The 24,670-nt window shown below is 58.7% G+C and carries 21 protein-coding genes; 11 read left to right on the plus strand and 10 right to left on the minus strand.

The window, feature by feature from the left end:
* Positions 1–131 precede the first annotated feature (131 nt).
* From MPN23_RS01630 to MPN23_RS01675, 10 genes are all read left to right on the plus strand, one after another.
* Positions 132–3,257: an ATP-binding protein gene (locus MPN23_RS01630; RefSeq protein ID WP_243545728.1), complete on the plus strand. Its 3,126-nt coding sequence runs from the start codon at positions 132–134 to the stop codon at positions 3,255–3,257.
* Positions 3,258–3,290: 33 nt separating this feature from the next.
* Positions 3,291–4,730: a sigma-54-dependent transcriptional regulator gene (locus tag MPN23_RS01635; protein WP_243545729.1), complete on the plus strand. Its 1,440-nt coding sequence runs from the start codon at positions 3,291–3,293 to the stop codon at positions 4,728–4,730.
* Between the two features lie 80 nt (positions 4,731–4,810).
* Positions 4,811–5,017 carry a 2-hydroxymuconate tautomerase family protein gene (locus MPN23_RS01640; protein ID WP_243545730.1) on the plus strand — a complete coding sequence of 69 codons (207 nt, stop codon included), beginning with the start codon at positions 4,811–4,813 and terminating at the stop codon, positions 5,015–5,017.
* 75 nt (positions 5,018–5,092) lie between these two features.
* Positions 5,093–6,508, plus strand: a complete 1,416-nt coding sequence (locus MPN23_RS01645; protein WP_243545731.1) for a sigma-54 dependent transcriptional regulator — start codon at positions 5,093–5,095, stop codon at positions 6,506–6,508.
* Between the two features lie 249 nt (positions 6,509–6,757).
* Positions 6,758–7,057, plus strand: a complete 300-nt coding sequence (locus tag MPN23_RS01650; RefSeq protein ID WP_243545732.1) for a hypothetical protein — start codon at positions 6,758–6,760, stop codon at positions 7,055–7,057.
* A 69-nt stretch (positions 7,058–7,126) separates the two neighbouring features.
* A complete protein-coding gene (locus tag MPN23_RS01655; RefSeq protein ID WP_243545733.1) occupies positions 7,127–8,371 on the plus strand; it encodes a KamA family radical SAM protein in 1,245 nt (414 codons plus the stop codon).
* On the plus strand, positions 8,372–9,373 hold the full coding sequence (locus MPN23_RS01660) for a D-alanine--D-alanine ligase family protein (protein ID WP_243545734.1): 1,002 nt from the start codon (positions 8,372–8,374) through the stop codon (positions 9,371–9,373).
* Entirely contained in the window at positions 9,370–10,386 is a 1,017-nt protein-coding gene (locus MPN23_RS01665; protein WP_243545735.1) for a D-alanine--D-alanine ligase family protein, read from the plus strand. The genes MPN23_RS01660 and MPN23_RS01665 overlap by 4 nt, the downstream gene beginning before the upstream one ends.
* Positions 10,361–10,990: a GNAT family N-acetyltransferase gene (locus MPN23_RS01670; RefSeq protein ID WP_243545736.1), complete on the plus strand. Its 630-nt coding sequence runs from the start codon at positions 10,361–10,363 to the stop codon at positions 10,988–10,990. Before MPN23_RS01665 ends, MPN23_RS01670 begins: the two co-directional genes overlap by 26 nt.
* Positions 10,929–11,198: a hypothetical protein gene (locus tag MPN23_RS01675; RefSeq protein ID WP_243545737.1), complete on the plus strand. Its 270-nt coding sequence runs from the start codon at positions 10,929–10,931 to the stop codon at positions 11,196–11,198. The genes MPN23_RS01670 and MPN23_RS01675 overlap by 62 nt, the downstream gene beginning before the upstream one ends.
* A gap of 163 nt (positions 11,199–11,361) precedes the next feature.
* Here the strand turns inward: MPN23_RS01675 and MPN23_RS01680 are convergent, their stop codons facing one another.
* The 10 genes from MPN23_RS01680 to MPN23_RS01725 form a co-directional block, all read right to left on the minus strand.
* Positions 11,362–14,178, minus strand: coding sequence for an FAD-binding and (Fe-S)-binding domain-containing protein (locus tag MPN23_RS01680; RefSeq protein WP_243545738.1), 2,817 nt, complete (start codon positions 14,176–14,178; stop codon positions 11,362–11,364).
* A 159-nt stretch (positions 14,179–14,337) separates the two neighbouring features.
* Complete coding sequence (locus MPN23_RS01685) at positions 14,338–14,874, minus strand: 2-oxoacid:acceptor oxidoreductase family protein (RefSeq protein WP_243545739.1); 537 nt, start codon at positions 14,872–14,874, stop codon at positions 14,338–14,340.
* Between the two features lies 1 nt (position 14,875).
* Positions 14,876–15,616, minus strand: a complete 741-nt coding sequence (locus MPN23_RS01690; protein ID WP_243545740.1) for a thiamine pyrophosphate-dependent enzyme — start codon at positions 15,614–15,616, stop codon at positions 14,876–14,878.
* Positions 15,616–16,677 carry a 3-methyl-2-oxobutanoate dehydrogenase subunit beta gene (locus tag MPN23_RS01695; protein ID WP_243545741.1) on the minus strand — a complete coding sequence of 354 codons (1,062 nt, stop codon included), beginning with the start codon at positions 16,675–16,677 and terminating at the stop codon, positions 15,616–15,618. Before MPN23_RS01695 ends, MPN23_RS01690 begins: the two co-directional genes overlap by 1 nt.
* A 1-nt stretch (position 16,678) precedes the next feature.
* Positions 16,679–16,897 carry a 4Fe-4S binding protein gene (locus MPN23_RS01700; RefSeq protein WP_243545742.1) on the minus strand — a complete coding sequence of 73 codons (219 nt, stop codon included), beginning with the start codon at positions 16,895–16,897 and terminating at the stop codon, positions 16,679–16,681.
* Positions 16,898–16,943: 46 nt separating this feature from the next.
* Positions 16,944–18,218: an MFS transporter gene (locus tag MPN23_RS01705; protein WP_243545743.1), complete on the minus strand. Its 1,275-nt coding sequence runs from the start codon at positions 18,216–18,218 to the stop codon at positions 16,944–16,946.
* A 33-nt stretch (positions 18,219–18,251) separates the two neighbouring features.
* The gene (locus tag MPN23_RS01710; RefSeq protein ID WP_243545744.1) at positions 18,252–19,148 is read right to left on the minus strand and encodes a phosphate acyltransferase; all 897 of its coding nucleotides are present in this window, start codon (positions 19,146–19,148) and stop codon (positions 18,252–18,254) included.
* A 20-nt stretch (positions 19,149–19,168) separates the two neighbouring features.
* On the minus strand, positions 19,169–20,227 hold the full coding sequence (gene buk, locus MPN23_RS01715; protein ID WP_243545745.1) for a butyrate kinase: 1,059 nt from the start codon (positions 20,225–20,227) through the stop codon (positions 19,169–19,171).
* A 102-nt stretch (positions 20,228–20,329) separates the two neighbouring features.
* The gene (locus MPN23_RS01720; protein WP_243545746.1) at positions 20,330–21,082 is read right to left on the minus strand and encodes an IclR family transcriptional regulator; all 753 of its coding nucleotides are present in this window, start codon (positions 21,080–21,082) and stop codon (positions 20,330–20,332) included.
* A gap of 172 nt (positions 21,083–21,254) precedes the next feature.
* Entirely contained in the window at positions 21,255–22,859 is a 1,605-nt protein-coding gene (locus tag MPN23_RS01725; protein WP_279388686.1) for a BCCT family transporter, read from the minus strand.
* A gap of 716 nt (positions 22,860–23,575) precedes the next feature.
* Here MPN23_RS01725 and MPN23_RS01730 point away from each other — a divergent pair.
* A complete protein-coding gene (locus MPN23_RS01730; protein WP_243547419.1) occupies positions 23,576–24,598 on the plus strand; it encodes a molybdopterin-binding protein in 1,023 nt (340 codons plus the stop codon).
* The last annotated feature ends 72 nt before the right edge of the window (positions 24,599–24,670 follow it).

Consider the following 24,670-nt stretch of genomic DNA (forward strand, 5'->3'; position numbering starts at 1 on the left):
ATGCATTCGAAAAATAAGTAACTGTATTGGTAGATATAGCGAAATTTGTTTGAATGTAGATATAAAACTATAGACGTGAAGTAATGAAGCTGTTTTTGAAAGCCCTGAAGCGGAGGCGGACCTATAACTCGTTGGTAACAAACGAGTCCATCGAGGATTTTTCGCTCAGGCATGTCAGCAAATCCTTTCGCCGCTGGTCGGAATGGGAGCTTGCCAACACCGCCTTGGGAGGCATCTCCTTTCTGGCCCTGGAAGCCATCGGTGCGCTGATAATTCTCAATTACGGCTTTGTGAATTCGGCGTTGGCCGTGGCCGTTCTGGGCCTGATCATCGTTCTGACCGGCATTCCCATCGCGTATTATGCATCGCGGGAAAATATCGATATCGACCTGCTGACGCGCGGGGCCGGATTCGGGTATATCGGGTCGACGATAACCTCTCTGGTCTACGCCTGCTTCACCATCATCTTCTTTGCCATTGAAGCGACGATCATGGCCAAGGCCATCAATCTCTGCTTCAGCGTGCCCTTGCCCATAGGGTACATTTTCTGCTCGCTGGTCATTGTTCCGTTTTCCTTCTACGGCGTTACGGTCATCACCAAGTTGCAGAACTACACCCAGGCCCTGTGGCTGTTCCTGTGGATCGCTCCCATCGTCTACATAGTGGTGAAGGACCCGGGATCACTGCTGCAATGGACGACATTCATGGGCACGGAGCAGGCAACTCCGGATTTCAGTCCGTTCCTGTTCGGTTCGGCCCTGTCGGTCCTGTTCTCCCTGATTCCCCAGATAGGGGAGCAGGTGGACTATCTGCGGTTTCTTCCGGACAAGGGGCCGGACAACAAGGTTCGCTGGTGGGCTGCGGTGCTGGCTGCCGGACCGGGCTGGATTGTCGTGGGCGCGGCGAAAATCCTGTGCGGTTCGTTTCTGGCCGTGCTCTTTCTGCGCACGGGCGGCCTGATCGACGGCATGGTCATGGATCCGGTGGACCTGTATCTGAATGCGTTCGATTACATTCTGGAGAATCAGGAATACGCCATTGTCGCGGTCATGATCTATGTGGTTGTCTGTCAGATCAAGATCAACGCGACCAACGCCTATGCCGGGTCTCTGGCCTGGTCCAACTTCTTTTCGCGGGTGACCCGCAGCCATCCGGGCCGGGCAGTGTGGCTGGTATTCAACGTGGTCATTTCCATTCTGCTGATGCAGCTCGGCGTATTCAAGACCATCCAGTCCATGTTGCAGGTCTACGCCATTTTCGCCGTGGCCTGGATCGGCGCCATTGCCTCGGACCTGACCATACTCAAGCCGCTGGGGATCAGCCCGCCGTACATCGAGTACAAGCGCGCCTATCTCTACAGCATCAATCCCGTGGGATTCGGGGCCATGCTTTTGGCCGCGCTGGTGGCTCTGCTGGCTCATTTCGGTGTGCTCGGCGAATACGGCCAGTTCTTTCCGGCCCTGATTGCGTTCTTCGTTTCCTATGCCACGGCCCCGATCATCGCGTTTCTGACCAAGGGTAGGTTCTATCTCAAGCGCCAGAACACGGACACGTTTCAGGACAGTCTGTTCACCTGTGCCACCTGCCACAAGGAGTACGATCATCAGGACATCATCTATTGCCCGATCTACGACGAGTACATCTGCTCGTTGTGCTGCACGCTGGACAGTGTGTGCGAGGGGCGGTGCAAGGATTTTTCCACGGAAAAGAGTGAAGATGTTCTGGACAAGAGCGGCGGGATTCGCAAGTTCAAGCCGTTCGTGCACCACTATACCGCAGTCATGGCCATCATCGGGATCATCTTTTTCATCACCTTTGCCACCTCGGGGTTCAGCAACGCCCCGGAATGGCCGAAATTTCGCAACATCCTGATCATCACGTTCATTTTCACGGCTCTGGTCGTGGGCGTATGGGGCTGGTGGTTCACCCTGATTCAGGAACGCAGGCTGGTGGTCGAGGATGAACTGGACAAGCAGGTGCATGAGCTGCAGCAGGAGGCGAGCATTCGACGCAAGGTCAGCGCCGTGCTGGAAAAGACCAGCAAACAGCAGCAGCTCATTCTGGAAAACACCACCATCGGCATCGCTTATGTGATCGATTCCCAGCTCATCTGGTGCAACAATCGTTTTCTGAAGTTGTGCCGTGTGACCGGGGATTCGCCCAAGCCCGTGTCCGTGCTCGAATTCTTTCCGGATCAGGACATGTACGAGACCGTGAGCAAGGAAGCGCGGATCAATCTTTGGAAGTCCGGAAACTACTACACGGAATTTCCCCTGGATTGCTCGGACGGAGAGCCCTGCTGGCTGACATTGTCCATCAATGCCATTGATCGCAGGGATTCCTCCCAGGGCATGATCTGGCTCGTCAATGACGTGAGTGAGCAGAAGCAGGCGGAAAAGGCGCTCAAGGAGAGCCGCAGACGGCTCAGGGAACTGAACGAGAATCTGGAGGGACAGGTTCGGAAACGGACCGAGGAACTCAAGCAGAGCTATCGTTCCCTGCGTCAGGCCGACAAGATGGCGTCGCTGGGCATCCTGATTTCGGGCATGGCGCACGAGATCAACAATCCCATGAACTTCATCCGGCTCAATTCCCAGACCATGCGCGAAGCCTGGGTGAACATCATGGATGTGCTGGATCAGTATGCGGAGACGGACGAACCCATCTGGATCGGCAACATGCCTCTTGATTATGCGTCCAAAAGCATTCCCCGGATGCTCGACGGCATTGTCGAGGGCTGCGACCGCGTTTCCAGCATCGTGAGCAATCTCAAGGATTATTCGCGTCAGTCTCCGGTGAACATGGGGGGCAGGGTAGACATGAACGAGGCGCTCAAGGCCGCGCTTACCCTGTTGGCTCCATCCTTCAACAACGGAGCCGTGGAACTTGATCTGGACACGCCGGAGGCGGTTCCCACGTTCAAGGGCGATCTGCGCAGAGTGGAGCAGGTACTCATCAATCTCATTCAGAATTCCTGTCAGGCCTTGGGTGACAGGGAGAGAAAAATAGCAATTCGGACGTACGAGGAAAACGGGAAAGTCTGTTTTTGGATACAAGACCATGGGGTGGGCATTTCAGAGCAGAATCTGCGCCATGTGCGCGACCCGTTTTTCACGACCAAGCGGGCCAGCGGCGGGACGGGACTCGGTCTGTCCGTATCCGCTGGCATTGTGGAGGAGCACTTCGGCACCATGGACATCGAGTCCGTACCGGGCCGGGGAACCACGGTCACGCTCCGGTTTCCGGTCTCCGAATGATCGGACGCACGTTCGTAGAAAAGGGAGGGACCTATGCAACGACACCCGTATCCCGGGCTGCCGATCCTTATCGTTGACGACGAAAGGGCGGCCTTGGACAGTTTTGAAATCGCGCTGTATTCATCCGGCTACTCCAACGTGGTGGTTTGCGATGACAGCCGAAAGGTCATGGACCTCATGGAAGAGCAGGAATTCTGCCTTGTCCTGCTCGACCTGATCATGCCGCATCTGACAGGTTCGGAGCTGCTGGTTCGCATCAAGGAACGTTTTCCCCATGTTCCTGTCATCATCATTACTGCGGTCAGCGACATCAGCTCCGTGGTGCAGTGCATTCGCAACGGCGCCGTGGACTACATTCTCAAGCCCGTGGACAAGGAAGAGATCAGCAACCGGGTTCGCAATGCCCTTGAGTACAGCGATCTGGAACAGGAGAACGTCCGTTTGCAGCAGGGACTGCTGGACGGCACCCTGTGCCATCCCGAGGAATTCGACCACATCGTGACGCGCAATTCGAAGATGATGTCCATCTTCAAGTATTGCGAGGCCGTGGCCGGGAGCCTGAAGCCTGTGCTCATCACCGGGGAAACCGGGACGGGCAAGGAACTGATCGCGCAGGCCGTGCACCGCCTCAGCGGGCGCAAGGGCGAGTTCGTGGCCGTGAACATTGCGGCATTCGACGACGCCATTCTGGCGGATTCCCTGTTCGGTCATGTTCGCGGTGCGTTCACCGGAGCGGACCGGGCGCGCATGGGCCTTGTGGAAAAGGCCAATGGCGGAACCCTGTTTCTGGACGAGATCGGCGACCTCAGCCTGCAATCGCAGGTCAAGCTGTTGCGTCTGCTCCAGGAGCAGGAGTATTTCCCGGTTGGCTCGGACGTGCCCAAGAAGGCCAATGTCCGTATCGTCACGTCCACGCTTCGCGATGTGGGGGCACTCAAGCGCGAAGGCAAATTCCGCGAGGACTTGTATTATCGTCTGACTGCTCATCATGTGAGCCTGCCCCCCCTGCGGGAGCGTCCCGAGGACGTTCGGCCTTTGCTGGATCATTTCCTCAGATTGGAAGCCGAGGAACTGGGCAAGGCCGTGCCCACGTATCATCCCGAACTCGTTAATTTGCTGCGCACCTATCGTTTTCCCGGCAACATCCGCGAATTCAAGGCCATGGTCGGCGATGCCCTGAGTCGTCACACCTCGCGCATGCTTTCCTCGGCTTCGTTTCGGGAACACATGAACACCGAGGAGTGCCTGTGCGAACCGGAAGGGGAGACTCTTGTCGGAACCGGGCTGGAATGCCTGCGCTTCGACCCGGAGAATCTGCCCGGACTCAAGGATGCCGTATCCCATGTCTCCTCCGTGCTCATTGAACAGGCCATGGAGAAGTCCGGAGGCAATCAGAGCGCGGCGGCGCGCATTCTGGGCATTTCCCAGCAGGCCTTGAGCCTCAAGCTGAAAAAGATGCGCGAGGCGGCCTGATCCGGACTGTTTGCGGTTTTGGCGCGAAGCTGGCAGGTATGGAGAATCCTCTTCCTCATGCATCTGCAAGGAGATTCGTCATGCCATACGTGAACATTCGCATCACTCGGGAAGGAGCAACCAGAGAACAGAAGGAACGTCTGATCCATGGAGCCACACAACTGCTCGTGGACGTGCTCGGCAAGAATCCGGCCACCACGGTCGTGGTGATCGACGAAGTGGACACGGACAACTGGGGGATTGGCGGAGAGTGCGTCACGGAATTGCGCGCCCGTGAAAGCGGGTAGTTTTTCCCTGTTGCACCGCACATCCCTGTTGCGCATCGGGGCCGTTGGCTGTAGATCGTTGCCAAGGTGAACCGTATGCATGAATTCATGGTCCTGACTTCCGACGAGGAACAGGCTGAAGCCTTGATTCGCGCGCTTTCCGGGCGTGGCGACGTGGTTGCGTGCAAGCTCGTTTCCGAGTGTCGCGCGGTTTTGGCTGCCCATCCCGTGGATGTGGTCTTTGCGGACCATGCCGCGCTGCTCGGTGAAGGCCGATCCTACCCGGAAGGGGTAGGGCGACTTTGGCACGGTCCGTCCCGGGCCGAGGTCGTGGTCATGGTGGAGCCGGAGAACGTGCGTGACGCAATGGGCGCGGTTCGTGCCGGTGCAGCGGATTTCCTGACGTATCCTCTTGCCTCCGGGGATGTGGCGCATGTGCTGGAGCAGTTGGAAAAGCGCGGAATGCTTCGCACCGAGCTGGATTACCTCAAGGGACAGTTCTGGAACGAGGATGCCCTTGAAGTGGTGCAGACTTCCAGTCCGGTCATGCGCGAGGTGTTTGCCAAGGTTCGCCAGATGGCCGGAACCCGGACCACAGTGCTGCTCACCGGGGAAACCGGGACCGGAAAAAGCCTTGTTGCCCGGCTGATTCACGCCCACAGCACGCGGCGTGACGAGCCTTTCGTGAGCGTGCATTGCGGGGCCGTGCCCGACACCCTGATCGAAAGCGAGCTGTTCGGGCATGAAAAGGGTGCGTTCACCGGGGCGGTGCGCAGCAAGCCCGGCAAGTTCCGGCAGGCTCAGGGTGGCACCCTGTTTCTCGACGAAGTGGGCACCATCTCGCCGCTCATGCAGATCAAGCTGCTCAACGTGCTTCAGGAACGGACCATCCAGAGCGTGGGCGGGGACAGGGATGTGCCTGTGGACGTGCGCATCATCGCGGCCACCAACGACGATCTGTGGGACATGAGCGAAAAGGGCCTGTTCCGCAAGGACCTCTTCTATCGGCTCAACGTGTTTCCCATCGAAATTCCGCCCCTGCGAGAGCGCAGAAGCGACATCCTCCGCTTCGCCGATGTCTTCATCAGCCATTTCAATGCCCAGCTCGGCAAGAACATCCGGGGCGTGGAACCGGACGTGCTCGAGGCGTTCCATGAATACGACTGGCCCGGCAACGTGCGCGAACTGGAGAATCTGGTGGAGCGCGCCTGCATTCTGGAGCAGGGGGAACGACTCGGGGCCGGCAGCTTTCCCCGCGAGTTTCTTCGGGAGGAAACCGTTCGCGAACCGGACGTGCATGTGGACATTTCCCTGCCTCTTGGGCGTGCCCGTCAGGAAGTCGTGGATCGTTTCGAGCACGAGTACCTTTGTGAACTCCTGTCCGCCACGCATGGGCGGATCAAGGAAGCCGCACAATGGGCGGGCATCACGCCCCGTCAGTTGCACAAGCTGATGGCCAGACACAACCTTCGGCGGTGTTCCTTCCGGGATGTCGCAAAGCGGAACTCCTAGTTCCCATGCCGGAAAAATGGGAATTGCGGGTTCCTTTTTTTCTGTCGACCTATCCATACGAAATACAATGAATATTTCTGAAATTGGCGGCTGCGGCCGCCTTTTTCTTTTCTGGGCGTGCGAAACGAGAACCGTCAGTACCCATTTTGCTTGTTCCTCTTTTTAAAATAGTCTTTTAATTCAGTATATTATGATTTGGTCTCATCCATGCAATCCGTGGCGCCGAACCAATAGCCCTGAAGGTTGCGTATGGAACGGACCGTAACGGAACAATCTGGCTGCGTGGAAACCGTCGAGGGAGTGTTCATCCCCGACGGATGGAACAGCGATTTCATGGTGACCAGCGTGTTTGTCGCCTGCGATGGCGAACGCGAGATCGTTGTCCGGAATCTGGCCGAGCGCCCGGAAGTACTCGTCATGCTGCGCAGGCGTGTCCGCGTGACCGGTCTGGTGTTCCGGACCGGATGGCGCGAGGCCATGGATGTGGAGCGGGTGGTGCTGCTGACCGAAGCTCGGAAAGGGCATGCGTCCGTCCGGTCGGAAGAGTGAATCGTGCCGGAACGAATCGCCATGCGGTTGTTCCGGCGAAAAAAAATATTCCAGAAAGGAACAAGTGAAATGATTGAAATCGTGGAGAATGCCGATCAGGAACCTCCTGACCGCGCCGGGGTGGCCGCAGAAAAGGATTCGCTTTCCCTTTTGACGGACATGCGCGTGTTCCCTTCCATGTGGGAGTTTCGCGAGCATGTGTATCCGCATGTTTCGGACAAGCAGTGGAACGATTGGCATTGGCAGCTCGCCAATCGGATCACGGATGCGGACGTCATGGCCGACGTGCTCGGCCCCACCGGAGCTGAGGCCATGCCTCTTGGCAAGCGGCTGCCCGTTGCCGTGACTCCGTATTATCTCGGCACCGCCGCCGTGTCCGGCAGCATGGGCCTGCGCCGCTGCATCGAACCGAGTCTGGGCGAGTTCGCCACAGGCCCGGGCGAGTGTGCCGACCCCTTGGGCGAGGACGGGCATTCCCCGGTGCCGGGCATCGTGCATCGGTATCCGGACAGGGTGCTTTTTCTGGTCACGGATTTCTGCTCCACCTATTGCCGCTACTGCACCCGTTCGCGGCTCGTGGGCCGCAAGAGCCGTCCGCCGCGCATCAATGACTGGAAGCGTGCCATCGACTACATTCGGGAAACCCCGGCCGTACGCGACGTCCTGCTTTCCGGTGGCGACCCTCTGACCCTGTCCGACGAGAGGCTGGACTGGCTGCTCACGGAGCTGCGCTCCATTCCGCATGTGGAGATCGTGCGCATCGGCACCAAGGTCCCGGCGGTTCTGCCCCAGCGTGTGACTCCGAAGCTGACGGCCATGCTCGGGAAGCATCATCCCCTGTTCATGAGTTTGCACTTCGCGCATCCGGACGAACTGACCTCGGAGACCTCGGCAGCTTGCGCCATGCTGGCCGACGCCGGCATTCCCCTTGGCAGCCAGACCGTGCTGCTGCGTGGCGTGAACGATGATCTGACCACCATGAAGAAGCTCATGCAGGGTCTGCTCAAGGTGCGCGTGAAACCCTACTACCTGTATCAGTGCGACCCGATTCCGGGGTCCGCGCATTTTCGTACCCCGGTGGAAAAGGGGTTGGAGATCATGCGTGGCCTGCGCGGACATACGTCCGGCTATGCCGTGCCGTACTACGTGATCGATGCGCCCGGCGGTGGCGGCAAGATTCCCCTTCTGCCGGAATACGTGATGGGGCGGGAACAGGATTCCGTGGTGCTGCGGAATTACGAAGGCAAAATTTACGAATATCCCGACACCGTGGCGACCCCTGTGGTCGCGCCCGGTGGGCGGAGGGCCATGTAGATGAGAATCGGCATTACCTACGATCTGAAGGACGATTACCTGAAACGGGGATTTTCCCTGGAAGAGGCGGCTGAGTTCGATTCCGAGGTGACCATTGCGGGCATCGCGGACGCCCTTGCCGCACCCGGTCGGGAAATCGTGCGGATCGGTTGCGTCACCGACCTGGTTCAGCGGCTGGCAGCCGGAGAGAGCTGGGACATGGTGTTCAACATCGCCGAAGGATGCCGGGGACTGGGCCGCGAGGCCCAGGTCCCGGCCCTGCTCGACGCGTGGGGCATTCCCTACACCTTTTCCGGGCCGGAGCTCATGACTCTGACCCTGCACAAGGCCATGACCAACGCCGTGGTCAGAACCTCGGGCGTGGCGACCGCGGATTTTCGTCTGGTGCGTGAACCAGCAGACATCGACAGGGTGAACCTGCCGTTTCCCCTGTTTGCCAAGCCCGTGGCCGAAGGCACGAGCAAGGGCATTTCCGATCGGTCCCTGATCCGCTCGAAGCAGGACCTCCGCGAGGTGTGCCTCGACCTGCTCGAAACCTTTTGCCAGCCCGTGCTGGTGGAAACGTATCTTCCGGGCCGGGAATTCACCGTGGGCCTGCTTGGGTGCGGAGCCGAGGCCCGTGCCGTTGGCGTGCTCGAGGTCGCAGCTGTGGGGCGTGGCGATGCTTCGGCCTATACCTATGAAAACAAGCAGGAGTGGCGCGACCGGGTTGCCTATGAACTCGTGGATGACGAAGCGGCCATGAATGCCGCGGCTCTGGCACTGAAGGCGTGGCGCGGTCTCGGCTGTCTGGATGGCGGCCGTGTGGACGTGCGCCTGGACGAACATGGCGATCCTCGTTTCATCGAGGTCAATCCGCTGCCCGGCCTGAACCCCGAGAGCTCGGACCTGCCCATTCTCTGGCGGCTTGGCGGCCATGAGTACAGCGAGCTTGTCCGATCCATTTTCGGGTCAGCCATGCTGCGAGCGCGCAGGGGCTGGGCAGGGAGGAGGGCGGCATGAATCGTCGAACCGTTGCCATCGTGCGCAATCATGTGTCCGCTTCGGCTTTGGCCGATGCCCGGGACGTGCTGGACCAGTCCGCGTTCGTGGGGCGCATGCTTCGCGAGTCCGGGTGGAGTGTGGTGGAGATCGAACTCGGCACTGATCTGGATGAAGCTGCGGCCACGCTCAAGGGCATCCGGCCGGACGTGGTTTTCAATCTGGTGGAGGACATTCTGGACGTCGGGGAGTTGGCGTGTCTGGCTCCGGCCGTGTATCGCCGACTTGGACTGCCTTTTACCGGCTCGGACGGTCCGGTTCTGCTCATGACCAATGACAAGTTCGCGGCCAAGCATCGGCTCGAGGCTGCCGGGCTGTCCACTCCGCCGGGCATCGACATGGGTGGGGTCAAGCGGGGGCGTTTCCCCGGTCCGGGCCGGTACATCGTGAAGAGCCGGACCGAACATGCCTCTCTCGGGCTGGATGACTCCGCAGTGGTGGACGTGTCCACGGCCGGGGAATTGCTGGAGGCCATGAACGGTTTTCGGGCGAGGATGGGCGGCTCCTGTCTTGCCGAGAGATTCGTGGATGGCCGGGAATTCAGCGTGGCCATTCTGGAACATCCGGCTGGCGTCGGCCGTGCGTTCGGTGTTGCGGAAATCGTGTTTCGTGCGGACATGCCCGTGAAGATCGTGGGCTATGACGCCAAATGGGTCGAGGGATCGGACGCGGACGCGGCCACGGTACGGAGTTTTTCCTTTTGTGAAACCGAACCGGAATTGGCGGAAGAGTTGCAGCGTCTCGCGTTGGACTGTTGGGATGAAATGGGCCTTGCCGGGTACGCACGGATTGATTTTCGTGTGGATGCGGAGGGACGGGCCCATGTGATCGATATCAATGCCAATCCGTGCATCGCGGAAAACGCCGGATTCATGGCCGCGGCCCGCCGGGCCGGATGGTCGGATCGGGACGTTATGGACGCGATAGTGCAGGGAGCCATGGAAAGAGATGGAAGCGGAATCAAAGCCGAGTGAACCCGGCGAACCCGCCACACACGGGAATATCGTTTTCAGGAACGGGCTGGAGCAGAGGGATGTTGCGGCATTGTGCGCACTGGCTGCGCAAACCGGATTCTTTTCCGATGACGAAGTGCTCATCGTGGACGAACTTGTCCGGGCCGCGCTCGAGCAGGGCGATGTCAGCGGATATCATTTTCTGGTCGTTCATGACGGGGCGGAAGGCAAGGAACCGGCCGGATTCGCGTGCTTCGGCCCGGTGCCGTGCACCGAGGGGAGCTGGGATCTGTACTGGATAGCCGTGTCCCCCGTTGTGCAGGGGAAGGGTTTCGGACATGCCCTGCTTGGCGAAGTGGAGCGCCGCGTTCGCATTCTGGGCGGCAGAAAGCTGTTTCTGGAAACCTCCTCCCGGGGACAGTATGCGCCGACCAGAGGGTTTTATTTGTCGAACGGCTACCGGGAAGAGGCCCGACTTCGGGACTACTATGCGCCGGGCGAGGACTGCCTTGCGTTTGCCAAGGCCTTGAAAGCAACCAGCAAAGAGCAGCCGGAGGCTTGCTATGAAGAAGACAAGTGGAATGACCAAGGTCAGCGGCCTTGTCCAGACCTGGCTCGGCAGTGAAGACGAGCAGGACGTGCTCGTGATCGCCGCGTCCGGGCGTGAACGCTACCTTGTCGATCCGGGCAGGGTCGCCTCGGAACTCAAGGGATACGAAGGCGAATGGGTGGAGGCCGTCGGTGTGGTCCGCCGCGAGGAAGGCAACCTGCATATTGCCTTGCGTTCCTTCTATACTCTGGATGATGACGACTGGGATGATGACGACTGGTAGGCTGTTGTCGGACTGACTCGTGATGTTGAAAAAGACCGGCAGGGAGGTGCTGCCGGTCTTTTGTCTTGACCCGTTGTCGGGCCTTGGGGGCTGCATGCCTTGCGGCACGGGCGAGGAGATGGACCTGCAAGGGCCGAGGGGGGCAGACCTCGGCCCCGGCCCGTCATTTGGCTTCAGTACATTCGTCCACGAGGTAGAGAATGTTTCTGTACGGCTTTCTGCCGTGCAGGGTCAGGCCGATTTCGCAGGTCCTGGAGGTGCTGTAGCCCTCGGCGCAATCCCGGATTTGCGAGGCGAGGGTGCGCAGGGCCGCAGCATTGAGTTCCGGGTGGGTAAACCCCTTGTCCCCGGAAAATCCGCAGCAGAATATCTTTTCGGGAATCACTACCTTGGTGACGCATTTTTCCGCAACTTCCCGGAATTTTTCCACCAGACCCATCTCACGCATGGAACAGGTCGCATGGATGGCCACGGCGCGGTTTTTGCGCGTGAAGTGCAGCTTGTCCGCGAGATGCTTGAGCACGAATTCCACGGGCTCCAGCAGTTCCAGTCGCTTGTCCAGCGTCTTGCGCATCCGCAACAGGCACGGGCTGGTGTCGCAGAGAACCGGAATCCTGCCGTTGTCGGTTTCGCGGAGCAGCACTTCATTCAGTTCCGCGGACTTGGCGTCGGCTTCCTCGAACAGTCCCTTGGTCTCGAACGCCTTGCCGCAGCACAGACCGTTGGTCTTGTCCGGGATGATTACCTGAAAGCCCGCGCGTTCCAGCAGGCGCAGAGCTACGTCCACAAGCGGTTCGTCCTTGTGCTGCCCGTCATCGGCATATCCCATGGTGCGCACGGCGCAGGACGGGAAGTAGACCACGGTGTTCGGGCGTTTGTCCGGATTGGGTGCGGGCAACTTGGCTCCGCCCTTGAGGTGGACTTCACGCAGGTCGGGCAGGGTCATGCCCGAGAGCTTTCTGCCCAGAGGTGCGGTTTTGGTGGCAAGGGTGTGGCCCATGAGCCGATGCGCGGCAGAGGCCACATGCAGCATGGTCGAGGCCGAGTTCTGCACCAGCTTGAAGTGCTTGCCGATCTTGTCGGCGATGGAGTGGTGCGACGGACTGGCTGCTTCGTGGCGCAGGGTGCGCATGTATCCGGCGATGTCCAGAGCGAGCGGGCAGCGCGTGGAGCACAGACCGTCCGTGGCACACAGGTCGCGGCCTTTTGCGTCGAACAGCGCCTGCCACTTGTCCGCCTTTTCATCCTCTCCGGACCGGCGTAGGCCTGCAATGGCACGCAGCACGTAGATGCGCTGGCGCGAGGAAAGGCCCACTTCCCGCGACGGACAGACGTATTCGCAGAATCCGCAATCCACGCAGGTGTCGATGGTCGGATCCACGGGACCGGCATACTTGAGATTGGTCAGGTGGCAGCGCGGATCGTCGTTCAGGATCACGTTGGGGTTGAGCAGGCCTTCAGGATCGATGGTCTTTTTCAGGTCCTGCATGACCTTGTACAGATCGTCGCCCCATTCCAGACGCACGAACGGAGCCACGGCCCGGCCCGTGCCGTGTTCGGCCTTGAGCGCACCGCCCAGTGACAGCACCTTGTCGCCCACTTCGTCGAGCAGGTCGCTCAGGCGGCGCAGGGATTCGGGATCATTGAGCTTGAGCGGGATGGAGAAATGGATGTTGCCGTGCAGGGCATGGCCGTGCACCCCGGTTCCCGGAAATCCGTGCTTGGTGGTGATGTCCACGAAGGCGTTGCAGGCTTCGGGCAGATTCTTGATGGGTACGCAATAGTCTTCGGAATAGGCGAATTCGTCTGGATTGCGGGTGCCGGCGAGGATCGGGAACAGGGCGCGGCGGATGTTCCACAGGTTTTCGCACACGTCGTGGTCGGTCACGAATTCGGGCGGGATGGCCACGTCCACCTTGGACAGGGCTTCCAGCACGCTGTCCACGTTCGCCTGAAGTTTCTTTTCGTCTTCTCCGCGCGTTTCCAGAAGCAGGGCACAGCCGGTGTCACCCAGTCCCTGAAGGGAATCCGGGAATTCCGGGAGTTGCATCAATGCGCCGAGGGACACGCAGTTCAGAAATTCCACGGCATACATGTCGCAGCCTTCCTCAAGCCGCAGCACACCCTGAATCGCGTTTTCCAGCGAGGTGAAGCCCACCAGAGCCGTGGCGCGCAGGGGCTTGAGCACGCCGGTGCGCAGGGTGATGTCGTGGATGAAAGCCAGCGTGCCTTCGGAACCGATGATCAGATGCTTGAGTATTTCAACAGGATCGTCATAGTCCGTGAACGCGTTCAGGCTGTATCCGGCCGTATTGCGAATGGAGAACTTGCGCCGGACCTTGGCGTCCATTTCCTCGCTGTCCAGAATGCGCTGGCGCAGGGCCGCGAGCTCGTCGAGCATGTGGGCGTGGCTCTTGCGGAATGCGGCAACATTGGACGGATCGGCTGTATCCACGGTGGCGCCGTCCGCCAGCGTGAAATGCAGGTCCGTCATCATGTGGTAGATGTTCTTGTCGATGGTGCAGCTCAGGCCTGCTGCATTGGTGGAGGCCATGCCGCCGATGAACGCGCTGTTCACCGAGGAGGGGTCCGAGGTCAGGAGCCTGCGATAGGGCTTCAAGGCTTCGTTGATGTCGCCGCCCACGGCGCAGCAGCCCGCGCGTACGCGGTCGCCGTTGTCAAGGATTTCGATGCGCTTCCACTGGTCGCCGATCAGCCGGACCGTGACGTCCTCGGCAATGGTCTGGCCGCTCACGCCGGTGCCCGCACCCCGGAAGGTCAGGCTTACCTTGTGGGAGCGTGCGGCCCGCAGCAGGGCCTGCAATTCATCGGTCGTGGTCACGTCGACAACGGCCTTGGCAATGGGCTCGAACGGGCTGCCGTCCACGGAGAATGCCTTGACCAGCATCTCTTCCGTGTGTACCCGCTGTTCCGGGATGGTATTCTTGACATCCTCGACAAATGTATCAATAGGACACATACGAACTCCTTAAAGAACGCAAGGCTCGGGTTCTTTCAAAACTTTTCGGTACATGAAACAAGGTTGCTCTTCCGGTTTTCATCGTATCGTGCGAGGCGGTCTTCCGCCTTGCGGGCCCCAGACGGATGTTGCAGCACCCGTCTGGAGGCCCGATCGCGCCTATACCGCGTTATAGCCGCATTCGAACGCCTTCATGTTGGCGGCTTCGAACTTCTGCTTTCCCTTTTTCCGGAACATGTCGTTCATGCCCTGGATGCCGTCTTCCATGGAGAAGTCGCCAGCCAGCTTGATGATGGCCGCGGCCGCGATGATGTTCGCGCCCCGGGGCTGTCCGATTTCATGCGCCAGCGTGTTGCAGGCCAGTCCGCAGACGGTCACGTCGTCGCGCACGTTCAGGTTGCCGGTCACCATGTCGGTGTTGGCCAGAATGATTCCGCCCGGCTTGACGATGGAGTGGAAGGCATCGAACGAGGGGCCGTTCATGGCCAGCAGGAAGTCGGGTTCCTCCTGAGCCGGGTTGTAGATGGTGTCCTTGCCGTACTTGACCGTGCAGTTGGCGGTGCCGCCGCGCATGGCCGATCCGTAGGACGGAACCCAAGTGGCATTCTGGCCCTTGAAGACCGCGACCTGGGACATGACCAGACCCGAGGTGAGCACGCCCTGTCCGCCGAATCCCGCGTATACTATCTCGCGCATTCTAGTTCTCCTTCCTCGCCTTGAATTCGCCCAGCGGGTAGTAGGGGATGAGTTCGGTCTCGATCCTTTCCATGGCCTTCAGGGGCGTCATCTTCCAGTTGGTCGGGCAGGGGGAGAGTACCTCGATCACGGAGTAGCCTTCGCCCTTGACCTGCGCATCCAGACCGTTCCAGATGTATTTCTTGAGCTTCTTCACATTCTTGGGCGTGGTGACCGCTCCGCGCGCCGCATAGGCAACGTCGAACTGGCTGGCAACGAGTTCCGGGAAACGCAGGGGCAGGCCCGTGGTTTCGCAGTCGCGACCAAGAGGCGAGGTCGTGGTCACCTGACCGGGCATGGTGGTCCAGCTCATCTGGCCGCCGGTCATGCCGTAGTTGGTGTTGTTTATGGTAATGACCGTGAAGTTCTCGTTGCGGTATGCCGCGTTGATGGACTCCGCGATGCCGATGCTGTATGCGTCGCCGTCGCCCTGATAGGCCACGATGGTGTTCTCGGGCTGCACGCGCTTCATGCCCGTGGCAACTGCGCCAGCGCGTCCGTGGGGGCAATGCAGCCGGTCCGTGACCAGACCGCCGCCCAGCAGGCTGGAGCAGCCCACGCCAAGGGCGAAGATGATGTTCTGATCCTGCCCCAGTTCCTCAAGGCATTCCGCAATGAGTCGGATCACGATGCCGTGTCCGCAGCCCGGGCAGAACGACATGGGGTTGTCGATGATGGCGGGCACTTTTCTCGCTTTGGCCATTAGTACCTCTCCTTGATCTCGCCATTGATGATCTTGCCCAGCCCTTCCTTGGTGAATCTGATGGACGGGATTCCGTACACGCAGGGCAGGCAGTATGCGGGCACGTTGCGGTCCTTGACGGTTTCCTTGGCGGCCAGAGCCACATCGTCGATGAGCTGGCCAGTGGCGTTGGCTTCCACGGAGATGAAACCCTTCACGTCTCTGTTGACCTTTTCGAACGCCTTGATCGGGAACGGCCATGTGGTGATGGGGCGGATGAAGCCGACCTTGTGGCCTTCCTCGCGAAGCTCCCTGACCGCGCCCTTGACCGAGCGGCCGGGCAGACCGTAGGCCACGAACACATAGTCCGCGTCTTCGAGTCCGTCGTCTTCCCAACGTTGCTCGTTGGCCTTGATGGTGTCGTGTTTTTTGTTCAGGTCCACTGCTTCGGTCATGGAGTTGCGGTCGAAGATGCCTATCTTCTTGTAGGAATACTTGCCGTCCATTCCCCAGGGCAGTTTTTCGGGTTCGATGAAGTCGGGCAGGTCGCACGGCTCCATCATCTGGCCCAGCGCGCCTTCGGTCATCATCACCGTGACGATGCGGTACTTCTCGGCCAGTTCGTAGGCCGTTGCCATGAGGTCCACGGCTTCCTGAATGCTGCCCGGGCTGAGCACGATGCAGCGATAGTCGCCGTTGCCGCCGCCACGCGTTTCGCGGTGGTAGTCGCACTGGGCGGAGTACAGGGTGCCCAGACCGTTGCCGTAGCGCACCACGTTGATGACCACGCAGGTAAGCTCCTCGTCCGAGATGCAGGAAATGCCTTCCTGCTTCAGGCTGATGCCCGGGCCCGAGGATGCGGTCAGCGCGCGCACGCCGCAGGAGGCTGCGCCCATGACCATGTTGATGCCCGCGAGTTCGCTTTCGGCCTGGATGAAGCTGGCACCCACCTCGGGCAGCCGCTTGGACAGGTATTCCATGATTTCCGTGGAAGGCGTGATCGGGTACCCGGCGTACAGCTTGACGCCCGCCCGCACAGCGGCTTCCGCGATGGCGATGTTGCCTTTCATCATGTCGCCCATGTTATTTCCCTCCCTGGCCGTTGTTCGAGATCTCGTACACGCCGTCCGGGCACATGGTGTAGCACATGCCGCACTTGATGCACTTTTCGTCATCGACCTGCACGGGAGTCATTCCCGCGCTGTTGAAGTGGTCCGCAAAGGAAATGGCTCCCTTGGGACAGTGCTCGATGCACAGTCCGCACTGTTTGCATCTTTCTTCCTTGACTATGATAACGTCCATAATAGCCTCTAACCTTTATGTTTTTCATTCCACGCAATAGCGGATGCTAGTTGCCTTGCTGCAAGCCTTCGCGGAGCTTCCTCTTATACCGGAATGTGAGCAGCGCACTGATCACGCCGAGGGAGCAGACCACGATGTTGTAGGTGAAGATCATGGTGTAGGCCGCGTTGCCGTAGGTATCGATCCAGTTGCCGAACAGGATGAACTGGAACAGGTCCGGGGAGTAGCCGATGGCACACACGATGCCGCCGGTGATGGCCGCGTACTTCACGGGGATTCCCACTTCCGAGGGCACGGCGAACATGGAGCCGCGGGCGCTGAACACGAACACCCCGAACACCAGCATCAGGGCGATGGCAATGGGGATGGCCGTGCCTTCGGGCAGGAACATGATGGTCAGCAGGGTTGCGGCTGCGCCGATCCAGGAAACCATGAGCACCTTGGTCACGGAGTTGAACTTGTCGCCCAGAAAACCGCCCACGGGACAGAGTACGAATCGGAGGCCGTACGTCCTGATGATGGCGAGTGCGCCGGAAAACACCACGGACACGCCGAGGACATTGGTAAAGTACGGGGTGAAGTAGGACAGGGAGCAGTACAGGGTGTAGGTGGCGAACACCGCAATGCCCGAAAACCAGGTGCCGGGGCACTTGAGCACGATGAAGAAGTCCTTGATCGTGATCTTGTCCTTGGCTTTCTTCTCTTCGGTCTTCTCTTCCGTCTTCTTGTCCGGGCCGTCGATCAGGAAGTACAGGATGGCCGTGCAAATTACGCCGCAGGCGGCAAAGAAGATCAGGACGGCCTTGAATCCGTAGATTTCATTGGCATACTTGGCGAAGACGCTCAGGGCGATGGCATTGACAATGGTGCTGCCGATGCCAGCGAAGGATTCCGCGAAACCGAACACCTTGCCCTGTCTGGATTCATCCACAAGAGAGCGAACGATCTTGATATGTGCGGGAAACAGCAGAAACAGGCCGGTTATGGCCAGACCTGCATACACCAGAAGCGAGAACTGGTAGTTCAGATTGTACGCCCAGATCAGGGAAAGCAGGGACGTGCCGAGCAGGCCGCCCAGATACAGGAGTTTGTGGTTGTACTTGTCCGAGAGAATGCCCCCGATGGGCGCGCCCGCAATGTTGCCGATGCCGAAGATGGCGACAAGCGTGCCGAGCTGCGCATTCGTGGCGCCCAGCGCGTGCAGGGTGGTGTCGTAGAACACGTACTGGACGAACGGCACCGCATAGGTGATGGCGTAGGCCATGCCTATGAAAAACAGGGCCACGAACGTCTTGACGCTGAATCCTCTTTCTTCCCGCATACAATTGCTCCTCCGGTTAAATGTGAGTACCGACTAGGACTGGGCCAGCAGGCAGGCGAGGGCGATGGAGTTGATCTTCACTTCCGCGGTGTCGGAACGCGAACCGAGCACCACGGGGTGGGTGGTTCCGAGCACCACGCCAGCCCATTTCGCTTTGCTGAGGGTCAACCAGGATTTGCCGAGGGCATTCCCGGTTTCGATGTTGGGGGCAAGAATCAGGTCCACCTCGCCGCTGATGCGGCTGTCGATGCCCTTGTGCTCGGCCGCGTGGCGGTCGAAGGCCACGTCAAAGGCGATGGGGCCCTCGATCACGCAGTCCGGGAGTTCGCGGTTGCGGGACATGGTCACCAGCGCGTCCGCGTCCACTGTGGCCTGAATCTTCGGATGGACCATTTCATTGGCCGTGAGCGCGGCCACGTTCGGGCAATCCATGCCCAGCCGCTTCATGGCTCCCAGCGCATTGACGAGAATCTGCCTCTTCTGCTCCAGGTCCGGGCTGGTGTTGATGCCGCTGTCGCTGCAAAAGATCAGCTTGTGGTATTCCTTGAGGTCATAGGCTGCGAGCGCGCTGATCAGGCTGCCGTTGCGCAGACCCTTTTGCCGGTTCAGGATGGCACGCATGTAGATGGCGGTGTTGATCACGCCCTTCATGAGCACGTCGGCCTTGCCCGATCTCACGATTTCAACTGCCTTTCCGGCACAGGTTTCGGTTTCGTCGCAGGCAATGATTTCGCATTCGTCGAGGCCTACCTTTTCGGTCAGATCCCTGATTTCGTCTTCGGGACCGACGAGAACCGGGAACAGGAAGCCCATGTCCGAAGCGAGTTTCACGGCGGACAGCAGCTCCTCGTCCTGAGCCGCGGCCACGCACACCCGGTATTGCCGACCGGAGCGCACCCTGGTGATCAATTCATCGAAATTGGAAAGCACGATTCGTTCTCCCAACAGGTTTAATAGGTCTTCACGTCTTCGCTGCCGCTCATGACACGCAGCGCGCCGAGGGCCAGCGCCTTCATCTCCATTTCGCCGGGAATCACCTCGAATTCGGCGAGATAACTCACATGTTCTTTCAATTTGTCCACAATAAGCTGCGAGTGGGCGATGCCCCCGGTGATGATGATCCTGTCCACCTCGCCGCACAGGGATGCGCCGTACGCCGCGATTTCCTTGGCGGTCTGGTAGATGAACGCGTTGAGCACGCGCATTGCGTCCGGGTCTCCGGCCAGATAGCGGTTTTCGATCTCCAGCATGTCCTTGGTGCCGAGGTGGTCGAACATGCCTGCGCGGGTGCTGATCTTGGAAACCATTTCCCGCAGCGTGTATTTGCCGCTGTAGCAGAGCTCGACCAGAGGAAAGCTGGGCAGTCCTCCGCAGCGTTCCGGGGAAAAGGGGCCGTTGCAGCGACCTCCGCTTCCGTCGATCATCACGCCCTTCAGATGCGCGGCAATGGAAATGCCGGAGCCGAGATGTGCCACGATGAAATTGAAGTCCGCGTATTCGCCGCCGAGTCGGGCCGCGGTTTCCCGGCACACGGCCTTCTGGTTCAGGGCATGCATCCAGCTCGGCCGTTCCAGCTCGGAAATGCCCGATATCTTGGCGATGCCCAGAAATTCGTCCACGGACACCGGGTCCACGGTGAACGCGGGGATGTCGAACGAGTCTGCAATGTCCTTCGCAATGACCGGCCCCAGATTCGAGGGATGTTCGCCATTGATGGCGTTGCGCAGGTCCTCGATCATGGTCGGGCTCACCTCGTAGGTGCCGCCCGCCAGAGGCTTGAGCAGACCGCCGCGTCCCACCACGCAGTCGAAATCCTCCAGCATGTGGCCGTTCTCGGCCAGAGTCCGGACAATTACGTCCTTGCGAAAGCGGAACTGCTCGAAGACCGTGGGGAAATGATTCACTTCGTCCTGATCGTGCTGGATGTTTTCGCCGAACAGCTGTTCGCCGTCTTCGAACACTGCGATCTTGGTCGAAGTTCCGCCGGGATTGACAACAAGTATCTTCATTCCTGTTTCCTGCCGGATGGCGGTCCCGGAAGAGGGAATCCCTTCCGGGCCGTCAGCCGCTTCATGAGTCTGTGTGGTTGATGGTTGGCCGGGAGAATCCGCCTAGACCAGCGCGGATATTTCCCGGGAGACCTCTTTCAGCCTGTTGACGATGGTTTCGACGTTGTGGCTTCGGATGCGTTGGGTCGGACCGGAGATGCTCATGGCCGCGATGGCGTGGCCGTCCCTGTCCAGAATGGGCACGCCTACGCAGGTCAGGCCGATTTCCTGTTCCTCGTCGTCCAGTGCGTAGCCGTCGCGACGAATGGTCGCCATCTGCTCCAGCAGAGCCTCGACGCCCTGAATGGTCTTGGGCGTGAACTGGACGAATTCGTATTGCCGGAGCGTGTCCCGTTCGATGTCGTTGGAAAAGGCGAGCAGGCATTTGCCTACGGAAGAGCAGTAGCAGTCCATGCTGGTGCCGATTTTCGGGCTGACCGAAAGCACGCTGTTCTTCTTTTCCTCCTTGACCACGATCACGCTCTTGTAGGGACCTGAGTTCGAGCCATCCAGAACCGAGACGTTGACCGCTTCGCCGAATTCCTCGCACAGGGTTTTGGCGAACGGCTTGAACACGTCGTACAGCTTGATCTTGTTGGCCATGGAGAACAGGCCCACACCGAGAGTGTATTTCCCGGATTCCGGGTCCTGCTGCACGAATTTCCGGCTCTCCAGCGTGGCCAGTGTGCGGAAGATCGTGCTCTTGTACACGCCCATGTCCTTGCTGATGGTCGAGATGCCGACCGGTTCCTCCCTGCCGTTGATGTACAGAAGCACATCAAGAGCCCTTGCCACTGAACTGATGATGTCAGACATTGTTGTTACTGCCCCTTTGTTGTTTCCTTGCAGACTGTTGAAAAACGGTAATCCGCTGCGCTGCCTCGATGCGTTCGAACCTTGGCGCATTGCCTGTGTGCGTCGGTCTTGAGCGCTTTGCATGCCTTGCATTCCGTCATTCTTGAACCGCCTGTTCTGTTCAACTGGTTGCCTAGACTTCGTTGAGTCTTTCCCTGGTCTTGATGAGTTTGATGAGCGAGAACACTGCCCCGATGATGACCAGCGTGATGGGGGTACCACCGAGATAGGTCAGGGTCTTCATGCCTTCCAGCCCCGAGGACGCAAGCATGATGAACGCCAGCGTTCCGATGATCAGGCCCCAGGCCACCTTGAGAACCACGGGCGCTTCCTGATCCTTTTCGGACAGATGCTTGGTGGTCAGGGAAGCCATGGCATTCGTGGTCGAATCCGCGGCCGTGATGAAGGAAATGAATACGATGAACAGGAACACGGGCACGATGACAGCCGCGAGATCCATGTTTTCCAGAAGGATGTAGACGGCCTCGTCAACACCGGTCGCGATGCTGGCCTGAAGGTCCACGCCGCCGAATATCTGCTGCCAGATGGCCGTGCTGCTGAACACCGACGAATGGATGAAGACGAAGACCACGGGAAGGATCACGTTGATGGAGATGAATTCCCTGACCGTGTATCCCTTGGAGATGCGTCCCAGAAACAGGGCGGAGATCGGTGCCCAGATCATGTAGTTGGCAAAGGAGAACACGGTCCATTTCTGCGGCCAGGAATCAATGCGGAAGGCATCCGTGAACAGGCAGCGGGAAAAGAAGTTGTTGGCAAACGAACCGAAGGATTCCACGCTGAAGTCCAGAATGAAGACCGTGGGGCCGAGGATGAAGGCAGCGATGATGAGGATGAAAAACAGCTTGGTGTTGAATTCCGAAAGGATGCGCATGCCCTTGAGCAGCCCGCTGATGGAGGAGATGAGACAGACGATGATGACCATGGTGATGATCATGCCCCACACCTGCGGGGAGCTCTGGATCGAGGGGAAGAAGCGGGAAATGCCGCGGGAGAGCATGAGGACGCCGGTTCCCAGCGATGTCCCCATGCCGAGGGCCAGAGCGTACAGGGAAATGATGTCCACGACCTTGCCCACGCCCTGATTGGCGCGTTTGCCGAAGATCGGGAACAGGATGGAGCCAAGGCTGAACGGCCTTTTCAAATTATAGTAGCAGACAGCGAATACCAGCGCGGGCAATGCATTGATGGAGTAGGGCACCAGACCCCAGTTCATGTACATGGATGCCAGCGAGAATTTTGCTGCATTGTAGCTGTTTGGTGCGAACCCAAAACTTTGCGGCGGTGCCAGCATGTCCTGCAACGGCTCGACAATGGGCCAGAAAAGGATGTTGATGGCTATGGTTGTACAAAGAGTGACGGCGAACCATTGCCATTTGCTCAGTACTGGCTTCGCCTTTTTGCCACCGATGACCACGTTGCCGAATTTCGAGAAGAACGCCACGGTTATGACAATGAGACACAGAAATCCAGTGGAAGAAAAAAGCCAGCTGAAATTGTCAAGTATGAATGCTTGACCATGCTTCACTATGGATTCAAAAAGCTCCGGCATTGCCATGCCGATGATGATCGATGAGGCAATGAGTGAAAATGGAATCCAGAAAATCGTATGATTGATTGAACTTTTTTCACATTCGACTGGATGACAGTTGGAGGATGCCGTGGAAATGCTCAAATCCGCCTCCCTGATGATTTTGAATCTTTTGAATGGATTCATAGTGTTTGAATACTATTGCTACTGCGATTCTGCATCATGGATGAAATTCCTTTTTTTCATGAATGATAGTTGCCGAGCCGCATTTGATAATGTGTAAAAAAGGCTTTTCAGTTGATCATCTTATTTCGTTCCACTCAGTAGAACGGCGTTCTAAAAGTCCGTGAAGGTCACATGCATCACGCAAAAAGATTAGTCAACCGGTTTTTGCGATTTTCTGTAACTGATAGTGGAAGTATCCATACCTTCATGGGTGGAATAAAATAATATGTATAAAATTTCAGGCATGTTGCATAAGGCACATGTGAAGAAAACCGGAAAGACCCATATCGTGGTCCAGTGGATGCATACCGGATGGGCTTACGAGTTTGCTTCCTTGTCGGAAGTTGGTGTCGGATATCGGCGTACTTGTTTGTTGTGTTGATAATGAATTTATTGTGTCTATTCCTGTATTAACGGTTGAAAAAAATATCGCATTGGTGTTTGTTTATTATGTCTTGCTTGGCATAGTTGTCTGTTCCCGGGATGGGAGCCTGATGGTGGAGCCTGATTGGCGGGCAGAAAGTCGTGTCGCATCGGAGGCCTCCATACGGAATTATGCCTGATTGGACATAGTTTCTCGTGCGGATATGACGACGGATCGCTGAATCGCACATTGCCGAGCCGCCTGAGGGCGGCGAACACAGAAATTCGTATTCGTTCAGGAGTTCAGTCTCATGATGAAGACCGTTCCCGTACAGGACGCCGTGGGCATGGTTCTATGTCACGATATGACCAGAATCGTGCCGGGCGAGTGCAAGGGCCCTGCCTTTCGCAAGGGGCATGTCATCGCGGTAGAGGATATCCCCGCTTTGCTCGAGATCGGGAAGGAGCATGTCTATGTGCTCAATCTGGAAAAAGGCGTGATTCACGAAAACGAGGCGGCGGAACGCATTTCCCGAGCTGCGGCCGGACCGGGTATCGCGCTTTCCGAAGTGAGCGAGGGCAGGGTGAATTTTCTGGCCTTTCCCGGCCTGCTTCGCATCAATGTGGAGGCGCTTCGGCGCATCAACGCCATTGAAGAGGTGGTGCTCGCCACCATGCACAACGGCCAGCAGGTCACTTCCCCGCGTCCGGTGGCCGGAACCCGCGTGGTTCCCTTGGTCATTGACGAGACAAAGATCGCTCGCGTCGAGGAAATCTGCGCCGAATCCGGGCCGATCGTGGAAGTGAAGCCGTTCCTGCATCACAAGGTCGGCGTGGTCACCACGGGCAGCGAGGTGTTTCACGGCCGCATCCGGGACAAGTTCGGCCCGGTCATTCGCAAGAAGATCAAGGAGCTGGGCTCCTCGGTCATGGAGCAGCGGCTGGTGGCGGATGATCCGTCCCTGACCCGGGATGCCATTCTGGCGTTCATTGCGGAGGGAGCGGAAATGGTCGTGGTCACGGGCGGCATGTCCGTTGATCCGGACGACCAGACACCCACGGCGATCCGGGCCACGGGCGCGGACGTCATTACCTATGGTTCCCCAACCTTTCCGGGCGTGATGTTCATGCTCGCCTACAAGGACGGCGTACCCATCGTGGGGCTGCCGGGATGCGTCATGTACTACCGGGCCAGCGTGTTCGATCTGGTGGTGCCCCGCATTCTGGCCGGCGAACGGGTCACGCGGGACGACATTGTGGACATGTGCCACGGAGGATTCTGCGCCGGGTGCGATTCCTGCCGCTATCCCATTTGTCCCTTCGGCAAGAACGGCTAGTCCGGGAAGGGATTGCAGTTCCCCGTCTTCGGGGACGATTCATACTCGAATGGTTCAACGACCAAGGAGGAC

Origin of the sequence: Pseudodesulfovibrio tunisiensis (assembly GCF_022809775.1) — a bacterium.
In the GTDB taxonomy this organism is placed as follows: Bacteria; Desulfobacterota; Desulfovibrionia; order Desulfovibrionales; family Desulfovibrionaceae; genus Pseudodesulfovibrio; species Pseudodesulfovibrio tunisiensis.